The sequence below is a fragment of the Bacillus sp. lyk4-R2A-2 genome, from assembly GCF_030209735.1.
Classification (GTDB): Bacteria; Bacillota; Bacilli; order Bacillales; family Bacillaceae; genus Bacillus; species Bacillus pumilus.
This window is the reverse complement of sequence record NZ_JARVRK010000007.1, coordinates 85,432-101,852: the sequence shown is the minus strand read 5'-3', so window position 1 is coordinate 101,852 and position 16,421 is coordinate 85,432. Positions and strand designations below refer to the sequence as shown.

Genomic DNA, 16,421 nt, shown 5'->3' with positions numbered 1-16,421 from the left:
TCAATTTGAACTTTACCGAAAGTTTGCCATTAAGTAAAATATATAATATTGATTGTCATGATTAAGATTTCTAATACCTTTATAAGATGAATGAACTTGAAGGTGAATCAGTTTAACTGTATAAAGCATCTTAAGAAAAATGGGTCGTTTTGTTCTAAGAATGCTAGCATGAAGAAGCGATGCAAAGAATTGAAAAGGGGTGAATGAAATTTGATACAGCTAAAGTTTAAAAAAATAAAATGTTTTCGGCTTGTCATCTTGATTTTTCTCATTTTATTAGTAGCGTGCAATTCTCCGAAGGGAAATATAAAGGATTCATACAATCAGAATAAAACAACAGCACCTTTTTCAAAAAAAGGCATACTGCTATGTAAAGAGGAGACGAGTTTACTTCTTATAAACAATAAAACGCCTCTAAAAAGCGATGATTCGTTGAATACTCATCTACTTATTGATAAGTATAAAGATGATCTCATCATTATCGATTTAACGAAAGTAGATTCTAAAGAGCTGTCACAGGGGCAAACGATTGAGATTTGGTTTGATGAGTTACAAGAATCGTTTCCTCCAAAAGCAACCGTCGAAAAATACAAAATCATTATGGATAAGAATAAATAAGAGAGTAGTAAGCAGTTCTTAAAATTCGAAATGGGTTCTTACTAAATAAAAAGGGGAGAAAAACCCTAGAGTTTTCCCCCCTTCTCGATTTATGCAGTTGGTAACCCCATCACAGCTTTCACTTCTAAATATTCCTCGATGCCGAAGTCTCCCCATTCTCTTCCGATACCTGATTGCTTGAAGCCGCCAAATGGGGCAAAGTAATCTGTTTCGGCATTGTTAATGGTGATTTGGCCAGCACGAATATGTTCAGCGACATATTTTAATGTTTTATCATCTTTTCCAACAACATACCCAGCAAGGCCATACACTGTATCATTGGCGATCTCAAGGGCATGATCCAGGTCCTGATACGTGATAACACTCATGACTGGTCCAAAGATTTCTTCTTGCGCAATGGTCATATCATTTTTCACATTGGTGAAAATGGTATGCTTGGCGAAATATCCTTTATGGATTCCGTCCGGCTTTCCAGTTCCCCCTGCAAGAAGGGTAGCACCTTCTTCGATTCCTTTTTCAATATAAGATTGCACGGTATCCCATTGCTTCTTAGATACAAGCGGGCCTGTAGCGTGATCTTCTCTCGGATCACCCACTGTAAACTTCGGCAGGGCGTTCAGCAGCGCTTTTTCAAACTTGTCTTTCATTGATTCTGGAATAAGCACACGCGTAGCTGCAGAACACACTTGACCTGTATTCATCGCAATATGATGAACAGCGGTTTCTGCTGCTACATCCACATCTGCATCATCTAAGACGATAAGAGGGGATTTCCCGCCAAGCTCAAGAGCCACTTTCTTCACATTGTCCGCCGCGTTTTCCATAATTTTAGAGCCAACGGCACCTGATCCGGTAAATGAAACAAAGTCAATATCAGGATGTGAGCTAATGCCGTCACCAATCACGTCACCCGTTCCGTTTACTAAGTTGAAGACTCCTTTCGGTACACCAGCTTCATCCATAATTTCTGCAAGAATCATCGCTGCAAATGGTGTAATTTCCGCTGGCTTTAAGACAACTGGTGAGCCTGCCGCAATGGCACCTGCGATTTTAAGAGATGTCTGATTCGTTGGGAAGTTCCACGGTGTAATCAATCCGCTGACGCCAATCGCTTCTTTTATAATGGTATGTCCGCCGCGGTCCTCTGTAAATGTATAAGATTTAAGTGCTTCCGCTGCTTTAGAAAAATGTTCATAGCCCATTTTGTAATGAACTTCTTCGGATACTTTTAGCGGTGCACCGAGCTCTTGTGTCATCACTTCTACAAGTTCATCTTTGCGTTTTTCGTAGCCGCGCACAATGTTTTCCAGCATCTTCACTCGGTCATTTCGAGATGTTTTGGAGAAAGAAGGGAAGGCGGCACGAGCTGCTTTCACTGCCTTATCTAAATCTTCTTTTGTTCCTAAGCTAATGGTGCCAATGACTTCCTCGGTCGCAGGGTTGATGACCTCCGTCGTTTCGTTTCCTGTTGATGCAATCCATTCTCCGTTAATAAAATGTTTCTCTTGATTTCTCATTCTGACATGACTCCTTTTTGTATATGATTCATTCAATATTCTGTTTTCAGCTTATATAAAACTGTACCCACTGTGAAAAATCTAAAACGAACAAACTGCAAAAGAAAAAGTTTCTGATATAATACGCAAAGTGGGACATATGTCCTTTTCAACCGGCAGACATGTATCATTTAATGGAACTAGACTGAAAAAAGAAGGAGCTTTTGAACGAATGAAAGGTGTTATTTTCGCTTTATTAGGAGGCGCTTGTATTACACTACAAGGCGTAGCCAATGCAAGAATTAGCCAGGATATTGGCACATGGCAGGCAGCCACCATCACGCAGCTGACCGGCTTTATCATCTCGCTCGTCATTTTACTCGTCGTACGAGACGGACACTTCAGGGAATATCGAAAGGTGCAGCCGCTTTATTTAATTGGCGGCACATTTGCAGCGATTATTATTTTTAATGAAGTCACCGCGATTCAAATCATCGGTGTGACACTCACTATCGCAGCATTACTGATTGCACAGCTTGCTTTTACCTTTGCAATCGATGCAAAAGGATGGTTTGGTGTTCAGAAAAAGAAAATGAAATGGCCTCATTACGCAGGAATTTTATTGATGGTCACAGGGGTGATCATTTTAAAACTATAAAGGAGGGCATCAGATGGAGGAGTTTCATGATGAATCTCTTTTTGCCTCATATATGAAGGCACATCAATTAGAAAGTGTCTTTCATCAAAAGCTCATATCACACGTGAGTTTGTGGCGCTATGAGCAAGGGGAGCTCGTTTGTTCAAAAGGGGATAAGAGGGAGTACCTGTACTTGTTAGTGAAAGGAAAATTAAAGATTTTCACGACCACAAAGGAAGGGAAAACCTTTATTCTTAGCTTTAAACATCCCCTTGAAGCGATTGGAGATATCGAATACGTTCAGCAGACGGATATGGTCAATACAGTCGAAGCAGTCACAGAAGTACATATGTTAAGGGTTTCTCATCAAGCGCTCATGCGCCATGCGAAGGATGACCCGCGCATGCTAACCTTTCTGCTAAAAGGGATCACAAACAAATTTTATACAAAATCAAACGATTTGAGTTTCCACCTGTTATATCCTGTGGAGGTCAGGCTTGCAAGCTACTTATTGTCTGTTGTCACAGATGACAACAGCGCGAGCGCCCTTCGTCTCACTGATGCGGCAAGCTTAATCGGTACAAGCTACCGTCATATTAACCGAGTCATTCAGCAATTCTGTGAAAAAGGACTGATAGAAAGGCAGAGAGGAAAGATTACGATTTGTGACCGCAAAGGGCTCCTAGAAATAGCAGAGCACAACATTTATGAATAGAGGAAATGAAGGGATTTATATATGATCATAGGAATAGTATTAGCCATCACGGCTGGCGCACTCGTCAGCTTACAAACCATTTTTAACAGTAAGGTCAATGAGCAGACAGGCTCTTGGTCAACTACCACCCTCGTTCTTGGAATGGGCTTTATTGCTTCACTCCTGATGGGGCTCTTACTAGAGGGAACTGGCATGTTTCGATTAAGACATATGGAAGCGTGGTACTGGATCAGCGGGGCTATTGGGGTAGGAGTGGTCATTTGTCTTGTTCAAGGTATCAAACGGCTTGGACCGACTTATGGCATTTCGATTGTCCTCACGTCACAGCTTGGCTGCGCTCTTTTGTTTGATTCGCTTGGCTGGCTTGGCTTAGAAAAAGTAGAATTCTCTTTGACAAAACTTTTAGGTGTTATTGTGATTGTGGCAGGGATCTTGGTGTTTAAATTGACCAAATTGGAGTCTGCAGAAAAAGATCAAACGCAAGAAAAAGGGCTGCCACAAGAGTAGCTGCCCTACTTTATATCAATCGACGCCATAAAACTGTTATCGCGGATAATCCATTTAAAAGGAGCCTTTTCATCAAAGGCTTTTTTTTCTGTCCATAAGCGCTCGTCTGGTAGACAGTTCGATCTTTAGCAACGAGATAACTATAGGCGATTTTTCGTTCAATTGCTTGCGTAAGTGATAACGCAAACGGGGCACTGTCAATGACCAAAATGGACTCTGTGTTTAAAAAACTAGACCTCGCATCTAAGTTATATGTCCCAATAATACTCAGGTAATCATCAATCACCATTGATTTCGCATGAATCGAATATGGACCTTCGTATTCATACAAATGAACGCCTGTTTTCATCAATTCCTTTTTTGTACTTAAATATCCAGCAAAGGCTAATGGATTTGGCGTCGCCGTAAGAGAATTCGTCACCACTGTCGTCTGAATCTCACTAGGTAAGGGGGTGAGTCCGGATTTCATTGGGCGTGTTGGAATGACATAAGGCGTCTGTATAAGCACAGAACGCTTTGCCCGGTGCGCAAGATCGTTCAGTTTTTTCAGCACAAGTGGCCGCTTATTAAAGCGTTCCACAGGATTTGTGAAAAAGGCAACCTGTTTCACAGAAGTGGAATCTGCTGCCCAATCAAATGAGGACATCACAAAAGGTTCTTTCGTGCGCACTGCATCATGATAAGATCTGAGCAGCTGTTTTCTTAGCTTTAATCCTTTTTTCGCTTTTGGCTTAGAGAACACAGCTTTTGTTCTTTTTGTGAAATCATGATTCCACAGATAAACGAAATATTGCTCCATTTCATCTAATACTTTTCCCTTTTTGGGGTTATAGAGCAGCACATCACGGTCAAAAGCAAAGTCTTTCGGCGGCTGGTCTGCAAAGTATTTATCACCGATATTTCTTCCGCCCATCACAGCCACTCGGCCATCTGCTAGTAGCAGCTTATCGTGTAGCCGATTATGCCACGTCCAAGGCTTGAACAAACGAAAGGGCTCATAAAAACGAATCGACATGTTCGGATGATTTGCTACCGCATAGCGCAAATGCTTTAGCGGACCGCGCAAACTGTGACAGATGCCATCTAACAACAGCTGCACTTTCACACCTCGATCAGCTGCTTCAATTAAAGCACCTAGTATCCATTCGGCTGTTTTTCCCTTTTGAATGGAATAGTAACTGAGACGGATCATCTTCTTTGCCTCACGAATCATTTGGATCCTCACCTGACCAGATTCAAAGCCGGCGTCAAGAAGCATGACTTGATTTGTCCCCTGATCGTCTCCTGAGATAGAAGAGGCTTTATAAATGCAATGTTCTTTGCATGTTTTTCGAACAGGTAAATAAAACAAAACAAATGCGGTCAAAAATACATAGACGACATAAAGAAGGATGAGATAAAACAAAAGATGAAGCATCATGATCAGCTCCTTTCACACAGACACAACTTTTCCTTAGTGTATGTCAAAAATGAAATTTCACTCATTTTGGCTTTTTAACAAAATACATGACAAAAGAATCAACTTGTTTTTATTGGGCATTTAATTATAGTATGAATTTAGTAAGGGGGAATTGAATTGAATGAACCACTATTTAACATTCCAAGCGAAGTGTATCAAACGCTAAGTGAAACAGAACGTTATTTACTCCATTATATTCACCAGCATTTAGAGGATATCTCCACCTTATCCATCGTCACATTGAGTGAAAGAGCGAATGTGTCGACAGCCACAATTGTCAGACTGATGAAAAAAATTGGCTACAACGGCTATACATCCTTTAAATATCGATTGAAACAAGAAAAGAAAATGACCGATGCAAGTGATCAGCTCAAAAACATTGATGAAGACATTAAACTAGCGATTCGGAAAAATGAAGAAGAGGTTTTAAAGACGATCCAGCTGCAAAGTATTGGGCAAATTGAAGATGCCGTTCAAAAAATACATAATGCGGACAAAATTTATATTTTCGGCAGAGGCTTCTCAGAGATGATTGCCAAAGAAATGACCATCAAATTACAGCTCATCGGAAAAACATGCGAAGTACATGACGATCCGAATATCATTCGGCTGAAATCGAGAGACATCAGTAAAAACGAACTTGCGATCTTTGTTTCATTAAATGGCGAAACAGCGGAGCTCGTTGAAGCGTGTCAAAACCTTAGCATGAAGCAAGTCACGACCATTACCGTCACCACAAGAATAGATTCTACATTAAGTAAAATATCAGATATGACTCTAGTCGGATATAAAGGCGAACAATCTTTCTTCCCAGATTATGAGGTCAGATCGCGCCTGTCTCTTCATGTCATTGCCCGCATTTTACTAGATGCCTACGTGATTCGAATGAAATAACCGATAAAGAAGCCTTCGAGACTTTGATCTAGAAGGCTTTTTATCATGAAAACCTTTACACAATCTGAAAACATTTTCACTCCTGCGTATGAGATACTTTCTTTAGAGAAAAGAAAGAAGGTGAAACCAATTGATTTATACCTGCACCTTAAATCCTGCTATTGACCTATATATTGCATTAAAAGAAATGAAGGCAAATGCAGTCAACCGCACGGAAGATGAAGATTATCAGCCGAACGGCAAGGGAGTCAATGTCTCCATTATGCTAAAGAAATATGGATTCACCAGCACTGCATTAGGATTTATTGCTGGGTTTTCAGGCTCTTATATTGAACAATCCTTAAAGGACCTTTCCATTCAAACCGATTTTATCTCAGTTGAAGGAATTACACGCATTAATGTTTTTATTAATACGACAGAAGAATATAAGCTCGTGAACCAGGGACCTGCGATTGAAGAAAAAGCACTTCACGCCTTTCGTGAAAAAATAGCGGCCATCCCGCAGGGGGACATCCTGATCATGTCAGGCAGCCTGCCAAAGGGCGTACCAGCCAGCATTTTTTCAGAAGTAGCAGCTATTTGTCATCAGAACAACGTCAAGTTTATTTTAGACACAAGCTCCGCAGCAGTTCTTGAGACGCTTCAATACAAGCCGTATTTATTAAAACCGAATGAAGAAGAAATCGCTGCTTTTTTCGGCAAAACACATCCTATGTCAGAAAAAGAACTCATTCAATCAGGAGAAAAGCTCATTGAGATGGGTGCAGAGCAAGTGCTTATTTCCCGCGGGGGAGAAGGGGCTTTGTTCATTACAAAAGACGCCGTCTTAAAAGGAAACGCACCGACAGGCACTGTAGTAAATACAGCTTGCTCTGGAGATGCGATGCTCGCAGCCTTTCTTAGTAAACAGCTTGAGGGTCATTCACCTGAAGAGTGCTTACGTTACGGCATTGCAACAGGCGCATCTACTGCATTTTCTAAAGGCTTAAGTGATTTACATGACATTCATTCATTAATTGATCAAGTACACATTGACAAGATATAAGGGGGAATAGACATGAGCCGTAAAAAAATTGTCGCTGCAACTGGCTGTCCAACAGGCATTGCACACACATTTATGGCAGCTGAGGCATTAAAAATAGCTGCTGAGCAACTAGGGGTCGACATCAAAGTTGAAACGCACGGTCAAGTAGGAATTGAAAACGCTTTAACCGATCAAGACATTCTGGAGGCCGATGGGGTCATTGTCGCAGCTGACAAAGATGTGAATACAGATCGTTTTCACGGCAAACCACTGATTGAAGTGCCTGTAGCGAAGGGTATCCGCACGCCAAATGAACTGATCCAAGGCATTATCAATGGAGAAGCTCCCGTTCATCAAGTGAAAGGAAGAGCTACTGGAACAGAAAAAACATCTGCTTCTTCTTCACCAGCTCAACAAAAGTCGGCGAATAAGTGGATACACACCATCTACAAACATTTAATGAACGGTGTATCACACATGCTTCCATTTGTTGTTGGAGGCGGGGTCTTAATTGCTTTATCTTTTCTATTCGGTATTTACTCAGCTGATCCTCAGCATGAAACGTATCATCCGTTTGCTGCCTACTTGAAAAGCATTGGTGGACTCGGCTTTAGCTTAATGGTGCCTATTTTAGCAGCATTTATCGCTGATTCAATCGCCAGACGCCCAGGGATGGTTGTCGGATTTATCGGCGGACTGCTTGCAAACGATGGAGGCGCTGGATTCTTAGGTGGTATTATCGCAGGTTTTGCAGCAGGGTATATCATCGTACTCCTTCAATTCCTGCTTCAAAAATTACCTGCATCACTTGACGGATTAAAATCAATCTTCATCTATCCTGTCATTGGTATTTTCTTAATTGGGGCTGTGATGACACCTCTATTAGTTCCAATCACGGGGCTAAATAATTCATTAATGGATTTTCTCTCAGCTGTTCAATCCACGAATCCGCTGCTCTTAGGTTTAATTGTTGGAGCGATGTGTGGATTTGACATGGGAGGACCTTTTAACAAAGCAGCCTATGTCACAGGAACGGCTTTACTTGCAGAAGGTAACCTTTACTTCATGGCAGGTGTGTCAGCAGCATGTATCACACCACCGCTTATCATTGCGATTGCCACAACGATTTTCCGAAAACATTTCACACCGCAGGAACGAAATGCAGGGGCCATCAACTATATTCTAGGAGCGACACATATAACAGAAGGGGCCATCCCATTTGCGGCAAAGAACCCGATCGTTGTCCTGCCAATTATCATGTTTGGCTCCGCCATCTCTGCTATCTTGACATATCTATTTGGCGTACAGGTTCCAGCTCCGCATGGCGGGTTCCTTGTCCTTCCAGTCGTCACAGGCGCATTCCAGTGGGTACTATCCATACTGATCGGATCATTTGTAGGTGCCATTCTATACGGACTTTATCGTAAAAAAATAGACAAACCCGCAGTTTAATAGGGAGGAAGAGAAATGATGGAACATATTTATATGAATCTTCATGAAACCGCGTCGTCACAGGCTGGCGTTTTCGCAGCCATTGCTGATATTGCCTACAAAGCAGGTATTTGTACATCACCAGAGGATGTTAAAAAAGGCTTAGCGGAAAGAGAAGCACTGAGCACAACTGGATTTCAAGATGGATTTGCGATTCCGCATACACAAACAGACGCCATCACAAAACCAGCACTCGTGATCGTCCGCACGGAAACAGGCATTGAATGGGACGCTTTTGATGGGAAGCCATGCTTTTTCTTCTTATCCTTACTGATCCCCAAAAGTGAAGCAGGGACCACTCATCTAAAGGCTCTTTCTGCCCTTTCACGAGGATTAATGGATGAAGCGAAACGACAAAAGCTACTGGAAACAAGAACAAATGAAGAGATGCTAACTGTATTAGAAACAGATATTTTAACGAGAGAGGATGTTTGATCATGCCTTTACTATCCACAACACCGATGCTTGAGACTGCGAAAAAAGAAAAATACGGAATCGTTGCATTCAATGTACATTCCTTTGACAGTATTTATTGGGTGCTCGAAACGGCCGCAGAATTAAAGTCACCTGTCATTTTGCAAACAACGGTTGGAACCGTTCAATCTCTTGGAGCAAAAGCGATTGCAGATACAGTCAAAGCGGCGGCTGATCAATATCAAATCCCGATCGGCCTGCACCTCGATCACTGTACGGACTTTGATGTGATTCTCACCTGTATTCGTGCGGGATATACATCCGTCATGATCGATGCATCGATGCATTCATATGAAGAAAATGTTCGCCGCACAAAAGAAGTGGTGGACCTCGCATTAAAAGTAGGGGTGAACGTTGAAGCTGAACTAGGCAAGGTGGGCGGCGTAGAGGATGATATCGTTGTCGATGAAAAGGATGCTGAAAAAGCCATTCCATCAGAATGCCGTCAATTTGTAGAAGAAACTGGGGTACCAACTTTAGCACCTGCAATTGGTACCGCACATGGCATTTATAAAGGGGTTCCGGATATTGATTTTGACCGCATTGAACAAATTGCATCACTGGTCGATGTTCCCCTTGTGCTGCACGGGGGTTCCGCTGTACCGGATGAAGACGTCAGACGATGTGTGGCACTTGGTATGGCAAAGGTCAATGTCTCAACTGAATTAAAAAATGCGTACTCTGAAGCCATTCGTGATCATTTCTCAAACGAACCGGAAAGCTTAGATCCACGGATGTATTTACAAAAAGCTAAACAAGCAGCAAAAGATATGGTCACATCGAAAATACGGATCGTTGGCAGTGAGGGCAAAGCCCATCCTCTATATCAGTGAAACAAAAAAGCAGAGCCGCTTAAGCTCTGCTTTTTCACATTATTCGCTTTCTTTCATTTCATTTGATGTGCGCACCCGTGCATTTCCCATAAACAGGACCGTAATCGCTGCAAGGGCAATAGGAAATAACGCAATCAAAAATACGTACGTGATACTTTGTGACATCGCATCGATGACTTTATTTAAAATATCAGGCGGAATTTGTGAACGGGCACCTTCTTGGAAAATGGCCTGTGGATCGCCTATTTGAGAAGGGGCTCCTTTCATTCCGCTAAAGGCATCTGCTAAGCGATTCGATAGGACATTGGTTTGAATCGTCCCAAAAATCGTGACACCAAGTGTCATCCCAAGTGATCTCATAAATGAATTGGTCGAGTTTGCACTGCCTCGGTAACGAGGGGCAAGATCATTCATTGAAGCTGACGGCAGAAGGGAGAAGCTGAAGCCGACACCAAAACCTGATATCATCATAAAGATTGTGAGCCACAGTCTAGCTGTATCTGGTGACATATTGGCAAGCAGCAGCATCCCCGCGAAAAATGAAATGACAGAGATCGCCATAAGACGTCTGAAAGGCACTTTCGTCTGCATCGTTCCGCCAATCATACTGCCAATGACAGACCCTATCATCATCGGTGTTAAAATGAATCCTGCACTTGTCGCTGATTCACCGTACACCGCCTGGACGAAAATAGGAATGAAGACGGCAAGAATAATAAATGTTCCGCCATATAAAAACGCCAAAATTTGAGATGTCGCAAATAAACGATTTTTAAACATCCAAAATGAAATAATCGGTTCCTCCGCTTTACGCTCAACAATAAAGAAGATGGTACCAAACACAACAAACACGGCAAAAAGTGTGAGGATTTGCACTGAATCCCATGCATAGGATTTACCGCCAAGCTCAAGAGCGAACATCAAGCTGACAACCGCCACGACAAGTGTAATAGCACCTGACCAGTCAATTTTCTGCTTGCGATGTTCTAGGGATTCATGATAGTATCTGGCGATCAAGAACACACTAACAATACCAATTGGCACGTTAATATAGAAAACCCAATGCCAGCCGATTGAATCTGTGATAATAGCTCCTAATAGTGGTCCTAGTACACTCGATAAACCAAACACTGCACCAAACATACCGGACATTTTCCCGCGTTTTTCAGGCGGGAAGATATCAAAGATGATCGTAAACGCGATCGGAAGAAGGGCACCGCCTCCAAGCCCTTGAATGGCTCGGTAAATAATGAGCTGATCCATCGTTTGTGCGATACCGCACAGCGCAGATCCAATTAAAAAGAAAATAAGTCCAAACAGAAAAAAACGCTTTCGACCATACATATCAGAAAGCTTTCCGTAAATCGGCATTCCAGCCATTACTGCCACCATATAAGAAGCCGTCACCCAAGCAAATTTATCAAAACTGCCCAAATCTGCTACGATGCTTCCCATTGCTGTTGCAACAATGGTATTGTCCATCGCCGCCATAAAAATTCCTAACAGCAAACCGATGACAACTAAGCGAGTGGATGCCTTGCCTTTATCCACATGATTCATTTCATTTACCTCCTGCTTACGTTCTCTCCTTATTTTTGCTATGATCAACTTAAATATAAAGTAAGAGAACATTTATCTTGATGATCAAGATAAATTGATTTTAAAGGGAGGAGAACAAGTTGTCAATAAAGAACGACGCAGAAGACAGAGCAGACCTGATCATCCATACAATGAGGCGCCTCGCCACACGAACGGTTTTATTCCACCAAGCGGCCGCACAATCGCTTGGCCTTTTCCCAACAGACCTCAAATCAGCCGATTTATTAAACGAACTCGGTCCTCTCACAGCAGGAGAATTAAGTGAAAAAACAGGTCTTAGCTCAGGTGCGGTCACAGCTCTGATTGACCGCCTTGAAAAAGCGGGCTACGCCAAAAGAGAAAAGGACCCAAAAGACAAACGAAGAGTCATCATCGTTCCATTAACAGCAGGGAAATCACAGGTAAAAGAACTCTTCCAATCCTTATCGGCATCAACAAAACTGCTCACAAACGAATACAAACGAGAAGAATTAGACTTAATCATTCAATTTATTACCGAAGCAGCAGATATTATGGATCAAGAGTTGCAATTGCTTAAGTCTAAATCGTAAGAGAGCACACTGTTGCGTTAAATAGACTAAACTAATAAGAGGTTACTATGTTCAATATCTGAGCATATATCTTCTTTTCTTATGCATATTATATTCGTTAATTAGATGTTGAAAATATTGTATAGTATGTATACAACACATTGGAACATAAGTTTGTTTTTGGTGGAGGACGTAGCCCACAGCGGGAGGCGTAGTGAGGTCTTTAGAACGAGCGTTAATATAAGAGAGATGTGTTATGAGGGTGCAAGAAGTTCTCATTGAGAATAACAACATAGGATGCTTATCCTAATAAGGGGAGGTATAACAGAAAGTGGAGATTATAAAGTTTAAGGAAACTGATACAAAAGAGATTGTTTCATTGTTTTATGAAACAGTTCATTCCGTAAATTCAAAAGATTATTCCCAAGTACAATTGGATGCTTGGGCACCAAGAGATGAAAAAGAATTTAAAATTAATTCTTGGAAGGAATCATTGGGTCAAAATATAACATTTGTTGCTAAAGTTAATGATAAAGTTGTTGGTTTTAGCGATTTAACGCATACCGGGTACTTAGATAGACTATTCGTTCATAAAGATTATCAAGGACAAGGTATAGCCTCAGCTTTAGTTGATATGCTCGAAACTGAGGCAAAGAAAGTAAATCTTTTAGAAATTGATACCGAAGCAAGTATTACAGCTAAACCATTTTTTGAACATCTAGGTTACAAAATTGTTTGTTCACAAACTGTGGAAAAAAAGGGGGTTAAGTTGGCTAATTTTAAAATGCTAAAAAAAATAAAATAATAATTTTCTGTTATGCTAACAGGTGCGTTAGTTTAAGAAGAAAGGGTATAACATATTAGTCTTAAATAGGAATATAGATACAAAAACAGCTTCTATTTGATCAGAGAAAAGTGAGTTTCTTAAAAAACGTCTTGGGTTAGAGCGGAACTAACTTCAAGTGGGGTTTTTCATGGTCATCCAATAGCAGGTAATCGATTACAAGAGTATTTAAAAATAGCTAAACCAAGATCATCAGGAGCGTAAGTATTTAAAATGAAAATTGAGAAAAAACTTCCTAAATATAAACTTCAGCCAATTAGAATACCTTCAGGCTGGGAAATTAGTTACAATTCTTTAACAGAGTTAGATCCGGCATTACTAAATAAAGATGAACAAGATAAATGGTTAAATTCCACAGAAGATTTATTGCAAATCAAGAATATTAAGAAAAATATACTGCTAGATGTTGGATGGTATCCGGAAGCTGATCCGGAAGGGGTTTATGGTTTGGATGTAGTAGAAGACTTTAATTGGGAAAATCCAGTCACATCATTTGAAACGAACCAAAAAGGCGAATTAATAGAAAAAGTCGAGTTTCTATTGTGGCAACTGAGTTAACAATAAATAGAATAACCATCACCACTACTTTGATTTTAATGGAATCAAGGTTTCACTTGTCTAATATAATTGGTGATTTTAATTATAATACATTGTAGAGGTGATTCAATGAATGAAAGCTACAGTTATTTAGAGGAGTTAGAAGATTTTTTAGGTGGGACATTTCATCAGAATATTCATTCACCAGAAGAAGCGTTAAATGAGTTTATTCATTTAGCTAGCGAAGAATGTCTGCTGTCTACTATAAAGGATTGTCAGGATTTTTTGAATAGTACTTTAAATTTACAGGAAAAAGAAAGCTTTATCGTTAATAATGTAGAAATCAATTTTCCAGAGATCTCATTATACCCGCTACAGTGGCTTAATAAAATAATAGAGAAAATGAAAGAAAAAGTGAAAATGAAGTAATAAAAGGCTCAAAATTTTTCAGAAGATTCCTAACCTCATTACAAAGGTTTTCTATTACATAAAAGAAGACCAAAGGATAAATTTAGCCTTTGTATACAAGTCTCAAAGCACACTCAAGCGGGTGTGCTTTTTCTTATAGCAAAAGAACACCCAAAAAGCTGCACAGCATTTGCTGAAGACATTTGGACTTCTTTGACGCAGGGGAGTTGATTAGACTTATAACCAAAGGGAAGAAGGGAGGAATTCGAACTGCACTTAACCAAAAGGGGTACGACTTTATTATCGATGCTGATTCACACGACATCTTATTTATCAATTGAAGATTTACAGAACCGACTGAATGTCTCTACTCGAACCGTCTACTCTGAAATCAAACGAATGAATAGCTGGCTGAAAACTCATGAGCTTAGTGGCGTTCAGCGAAAAGATCAACTTGGCTACTACTTACTCACACATGAAAAAGAAGTCATTATTCAAAAAGCGAACACCATTCTCGTTGGTTCTGATTATGAACCATGTGTAAAGGAAAGAAGGGCGATCCTGCTCTTATCCATTGCATGCAGTGAGAAACGTCTAAAAATTGATGATTTTATGAAGCTGACCAAAGTGAGCCGAAATACATTGCTTGAAGATATGAAACAGCTAAAAGAAGCACTTTCAAAGCAGCAGCTCACGCTTCACTATCAGGCAGCCTGCGGCTATTTGATTTCAGGAGAAGAAAGAATGATTCGATTGGCGCTGAAACCTTATATTCATTCCATTCGCACCATGATAAAAAACGAAAAAGCGTTTCCATCTTTTTGGTTAAAGGGGCCCATTTCATATAACAGGTTAAAGCATCTCCTCGAGCAGTCAGAACAAGAGCTTAAGCTCGAGTTTGCAGATGACATGCTGGATCAGCTCTCTTTGGATCTCTTTTTCTACTTTAAGCGGATGAAGCTAGGACGTGCTTTACACCTTTCAAACGAAGAAAAGCGTACATTGCAGGAAACAGATGAATGCTTGGCGGCTATTCGTTTCATGGCACGAATTCAAAGAGAAACCGGCCTTCAAGTTCATGATGATGAAATCTATTTTCTTAGCACTCTATGGCTCAGCGCCAAGAAACAAAAGCTTCCATCAAGTCAAAAGCCAGAAGAGCATCTCATTCGCACCATTGCCAGACAAATGATTGTTGATTTTCAGCGGTATGCATGTATCTCCTTTCAAGATTACGAAGCCTTGGAGCAAAACTTAACCATGCATCTCATCCCTGCCTATTACAGACTCATCTATCACATCGATATCAACAATGAATTAACAGAATCTATTAAAAAAACACAGCCAGAGGTGTTTGACATCACTCAAAAGGTCGTATGCCATTTAGAAAAGGCGACCTGCTCCAAGATAAGTGATCATGAAATTGCTTACGTGGCGATGCATTTTGGTGGTTGGATGAGAAGAGAAGGGATTTCGCCAATTGTGCGGCGTTCTGTATACATTGTTTGCGGCGAAGGAATTGGCACAAGTCATATGCTGAAAACACAGCTTATCGAATTAATCGGTTATATCGATGTACGTGATCTATTATCAAAGCGCTCATATGAACAGCTGTCATCGATTGATGTCGACTTTGTTGTGTCAACAACACCTATTTCGTTTAAAGGAAAGCCAGTTCATCTCGTTCATCCCATCCTTACTGCCTATGAGAAAAAAACCTTACTTCAATATGGAGAAGGTGCAGAAACTAGGTTTGATGAGAAAAATGTGAACGCTTTATTCAACATCATTCAACAACATACCATCGTACAAAATGAAAATGCACTGCTTCGTGATCTTAAAGCGCTACTGCATCCCGCATATGTATCCCATCAGAAAGGGTGGAAACCAGTGTTAAACGATTTATTAACAGAAAAAACCATTCATCTCCAGCAAACAGCAGAAACATGGCAAGAGGCCATCACAAAAGCAGCGCAGCCTTTACTCGATCAAAATGCCATTCAGAAAGGTTATGTGGAGGCCATGATTCAGTCCGTTCATCAAAATGGACCTTATATTGTGATCGCGCCACAAGTAGCCATTCCGCATGCTAGACCAGAGGACGGCGTGAACGAATTAAGCATGTCACTCATGTCATTCGAACGGCCCGTTTTTTTCTCTCAGGATGAAAAAAAACAGGTTCGTCTCATCATTGTGCTAGCAGCCATTGACAGTATGACCCACCTGAAAGCGCTCAAACAGCTGACCATGCTGTTAAGTGATGAAAAACGGAGGAAACAACTGATTGAAGCAAATGAATTAGCATCGGTGCAAAAACTAGTTGATCAATTTTCACAACGATAAAGGAGGAAAAAG

The 16,421-nt window shown here is 40.8% G+C and carries 16 protein-coding genes and 1 pseudogene; 14 read left to right on the top strand and 3 right to left on the bottom strand.

Annotation, left to right across the window (positions count from 1 at the left end; genetic code table 11):
• Nucleotides 1–210: 210 nt before the first annotated feature.
• Complete coding sequence (locus QRN39_RS15880) at nt 211–618, top strand: DUF3221 domain-containing protein (protein ID WP_050944841.1); 408 nt, start codon at nt 211–213, stop codon at nt 616–618.
• A gap of 89 nt (nt 619–707) precedes the next feature.
• Here QRN39_RS15880 and QRN39_RS15875 read toward each other — a convergent pair whose 3' ends face one another.
• Nucleotides 708–2,135: an aldehyde dehydrogenase family protein gene (locus QRN39_RS15875; RefSeq protein WP_284907624.1), complete on the bottom strand. Its 1,428-nt coding sequence runs from the start codon at nt 2,133–2,135 to the stop codon at nt 708–710.
• A gap of 211 nt (nt 2,136–2,346) precedes the next feature.
• On the opposite strand from QRN39_RS15875, the gene QRN39_RS15870 reads away from it, so the two are divergent.
• The 3 genes from QRN39_RS15870 to QRN39_RS15860 are packed head-to-tail and all read left to right on the top strand — an operon-like array spanning nt 2,347 to nt 3,973.
• Nucleotides 2,347–2,772 (top strand): DMT family transporter, encoded by a 426-nt coding sequence (locus QRN39_RS15870; RefSeq protein ID WP_284907622.1) that lies wholly within the window; start codon nt 2,347–2,349, stop codon nt 2,770–2,772.
• 13 nt (nt 2,773–2,785) lie between these two features.
• On the top strand, nt 2,786–3,466 hold the full coding sequence (locus tag QRN39_RS15865) for a Crp/Fnr family transcriptional regulator (RefSeq protein WP_284907621.1): 681 nt from the start codon (nt 2,786–2,788) through the stop codon (nt 3,464–3,466).
• Between the two features lie 21 nt (nt 3,467–3,487).
• Entirely contained in the window at nt 3,488–3,973 is a 486-nt protein-coding gene (locus QRN39_RS15860; protein ID WP_284907619.1) for a DMT family transporter, read from the top strand.
• Nucleotides 3,974–3,983: 10 nt separating this feature from the next.
• Here the strand turns inward: QRN39_RS15860 and QRN39_RS15855 are convergent, their stop codons facing one another.
• Nucleotides 3,984–5,390 (bottom strand): phospholipase D-like domain-containing protein, encoded by a 1,407-nt coding sequence (locus QRN39_RS15855; RefSeq protein WP_284907618.1) that lies wholly within the window; start codon nt 5,388–5,390, stop codon nt 3,984–3,986.
• Nucleotides 5,391–5,549: 159 nt separating this feature from the next.
• Between QRN39_RS15855 and QRN39_RS15850 the strand changes: the two genes are divergently transcribed.
• From QRN39_RS15850 to QRN39_RS15830, 5 genes are all read left to right on the top strand, one after another.
• On the top strand, nt 5,550–6,326 hold the full coding sequence (locus tag QRN39_RS15850) for a MurR/RpiR family transcriptional regulator (RefSeq protein ID WP_003211946.1): 777 nt from the start codon (nt 5,550–5,552) through the stop codon (nt 6,324–6,326).
• Between the two features lie 130 nt (nt 6,327–6,456).
• Entirely contained in the window at nt 6,457–7,371 is a 915-nt protein-coding gene (gene pfkB, locus QRN39_RS15845) for a 1-phosphofructokinase (protein ID WP_058015607.1), read from the top strand.
• A gap of 12 nt (nt 7,372–7,383) precedes the next feature.
• Nucleotides 7,384–8,802 carry a PTS fructose transporter subunit IIC gene (locus QRN39_RS15840; RefSeq protein WP_268460070.1) on the top strand — a complete coding sequence of 473 codons (1,419 nt, stop codon included), beginning with the start codon at nt 7,384–7,386 and terminating at the stop codon, nt 8,800–8,802.
• Nucleotides 8,803–8,817: 15 nt separating this feature from the next.
• On the top strand, nt 8,818–9,276 hold the full coding sequence (locus tag QRN39_RS15835; protein WP_003211874.1) for a PTS sugar transporter subunit IIA: 459 nt from the start codon (nt 8,818–8,820) through the stop codon (nt 9,274–9,276).
• 2 nt (nt 9,277–9,278) lie between these two features.
• The gene (locus tag QRN39_RS15830) at nt 9,279–10,148 is read left to right on the top strand and encodes a class II fructose-bisphosphate aldolase (protein ID WP_003210866.1); all 870 of its coding nucleotides are present in this window, start codon (nt 9,279–9,281) and stop codon (nt 10,146–10,148) included.
• On the opposite strand, the pseudogene QRN39_RS15825 reads toward QRN39_RS15830, so the two are convergent.
• Nucleotides 10,142–11,708 (bottom strand): annotated as a pseudogene (locus QRN39_RS15825) (MDR family MFS transporter). The gene QRN39_RS15830 and the pseudogene QRN39_RS15825 overlap by 7 nt on opposite strands.
• A 170-nt stretch (nt 11,709–11,878) precedes the next feature.
• Here QRN39_RS15825 and QRN39_RS15820 point away from each other — a divergent pair.
• The 5 genes from QRN39_RS15820 (at nt 11,879) to QRN39_RS15800 (ending at nt 16,409) form a co-directional block, all read left to right on the top strand.
• Nucleotides 11,879–12,298: a MarR family winged helix-turn-helix transcriptional regulator gene (locus QRN39_RS15820; RefSeq protein WP_249118389.1), complete on the top strand. Its 420-nt coding sequence runs from the start codon at nt 11,879–11,881 to the stop codon at nt 12,296–12,298.
• Nucleotides 12,299–12,608: 310 nt separating this feature from the next.
• Nucleotides 12,609–13,082, top strand: a complete 474-nt coding sequence (locus tag QRN39_RS15815) for a GNAT family N-acetyltransferase (protein WP_105925348.1) — start codon at nt 12,609–12,611, stop codon at nt 13,080–13,082.
• Nucleotides 13,083–13,334: 252 nt separating this feature from the next.
• Nucleotides 13,335–13,679, top strand: coding sequence for a hypothetical protein (locus tag QRN39_RS15810; RefSeq protein ID WP_284907617.1), 345 nt, complete (start codon nt 13,335–13,337; stop codon nt 13,677–13,679).
• Nucleotides 13,680–13,787: 108 nt separating this feature from the next.
• Nucleotides 13,788–14,087, top strand: coding sequence for a contact-dependent growth inhibition system immunity protein (locus QRN39_RS15805; RefSeq protein ID WP_284907616.1), 300 nt, complete (start codon nt 13,788–13,790; stop codon nt 14,085–14,087).
• A 249-nt stretch (nt 14,088–14,336) separates the two neighbouring features.
• Entirely contained in the window at nt 14,337–16,409 is a 2,073-nt protein-coding gene (locus QRN39_RS15800) for a BglG family transcription antiterminator (RefSeq protein WP_284907646.1), read from the top strand.
• Nucleotides 16,410–16,421: the final 12 nt, after the last annotated feature.

Coding starts and splice junctions, on each gene's coding strand:
- QRN39_RS15875 (WP_284907624.1), bottom strand. CDS start 2,135: ATGAGAAATCAAGAGAAACATTTTATTAACGGAGAATGGATTGCATCA.
- QRN39_RS15820 (WP_249118389.1), top strand. CDS start 11,879: ATGAGGCGCCTCGCCACACGAACGGTTTTATTCCACCAAGCGGCCGCA.
- QRN39_RS15865 (WP_284907621.1), top strand. CDS start 2,786: ATGGAGGAGTTTCATGATGAATCTCTTTTTGCCTCATATATGAAGGCA.
- QRN39_RS15860 (WP_284907619.1), top strand. CDS start 3,488: ATGATCATAGGAATAGTATTAGCCATCACGGCTGGCGCACTCGTCAGC.
- QRN39_RS15835 (WP_003211874.1), top strand. CDS start 8,818: ATGATGGAACATATTTATATGAATCTTCATGAAACCGCGTCGTCACAG.
- QRN39_RS15830 (WP_003210866.1), top strand. CDS start 9,279: ATGCCTTTACTATCCACAACACCGATGCTTGAGACTGCGAAAAAAGAA.
- QRN39_RS15810 (WP_284907617.1), top strand. CDS start 13,335: ATGAAAATTGAGAAAAAACTTCCTAAATATAAACTTCAGCCAATTAGA.
- QRN39_RS15855 (WP_284907618.1), bottom strand. CDS start 5,390: ATGCTTCATCTTTTGTTTTATCTCATCCTTCTTTATGTCGTCTATGTA.
- QRN39_RS15805 (WP_284907616.1), top strand. CDS start 13,788: ATGAATGAAAGCTACAGTTATTTAGAGGAGTTAGAAGATTTTTTAGGT.
- QRN39_RS15840 (WP_268460070.1), top strand. CDS start 7,384: ATGAGCCGTAAAAAAATTGTCGCTGCAACTGGCTGTCCAACAGGCATT.
- QRN39_RS15870 (WP_284907622.1), top strand. CDS start 2,347: ATGAAAGGTGTTATTTTCGCTTTATTAGGAGGCGCTTGTATTACACTA.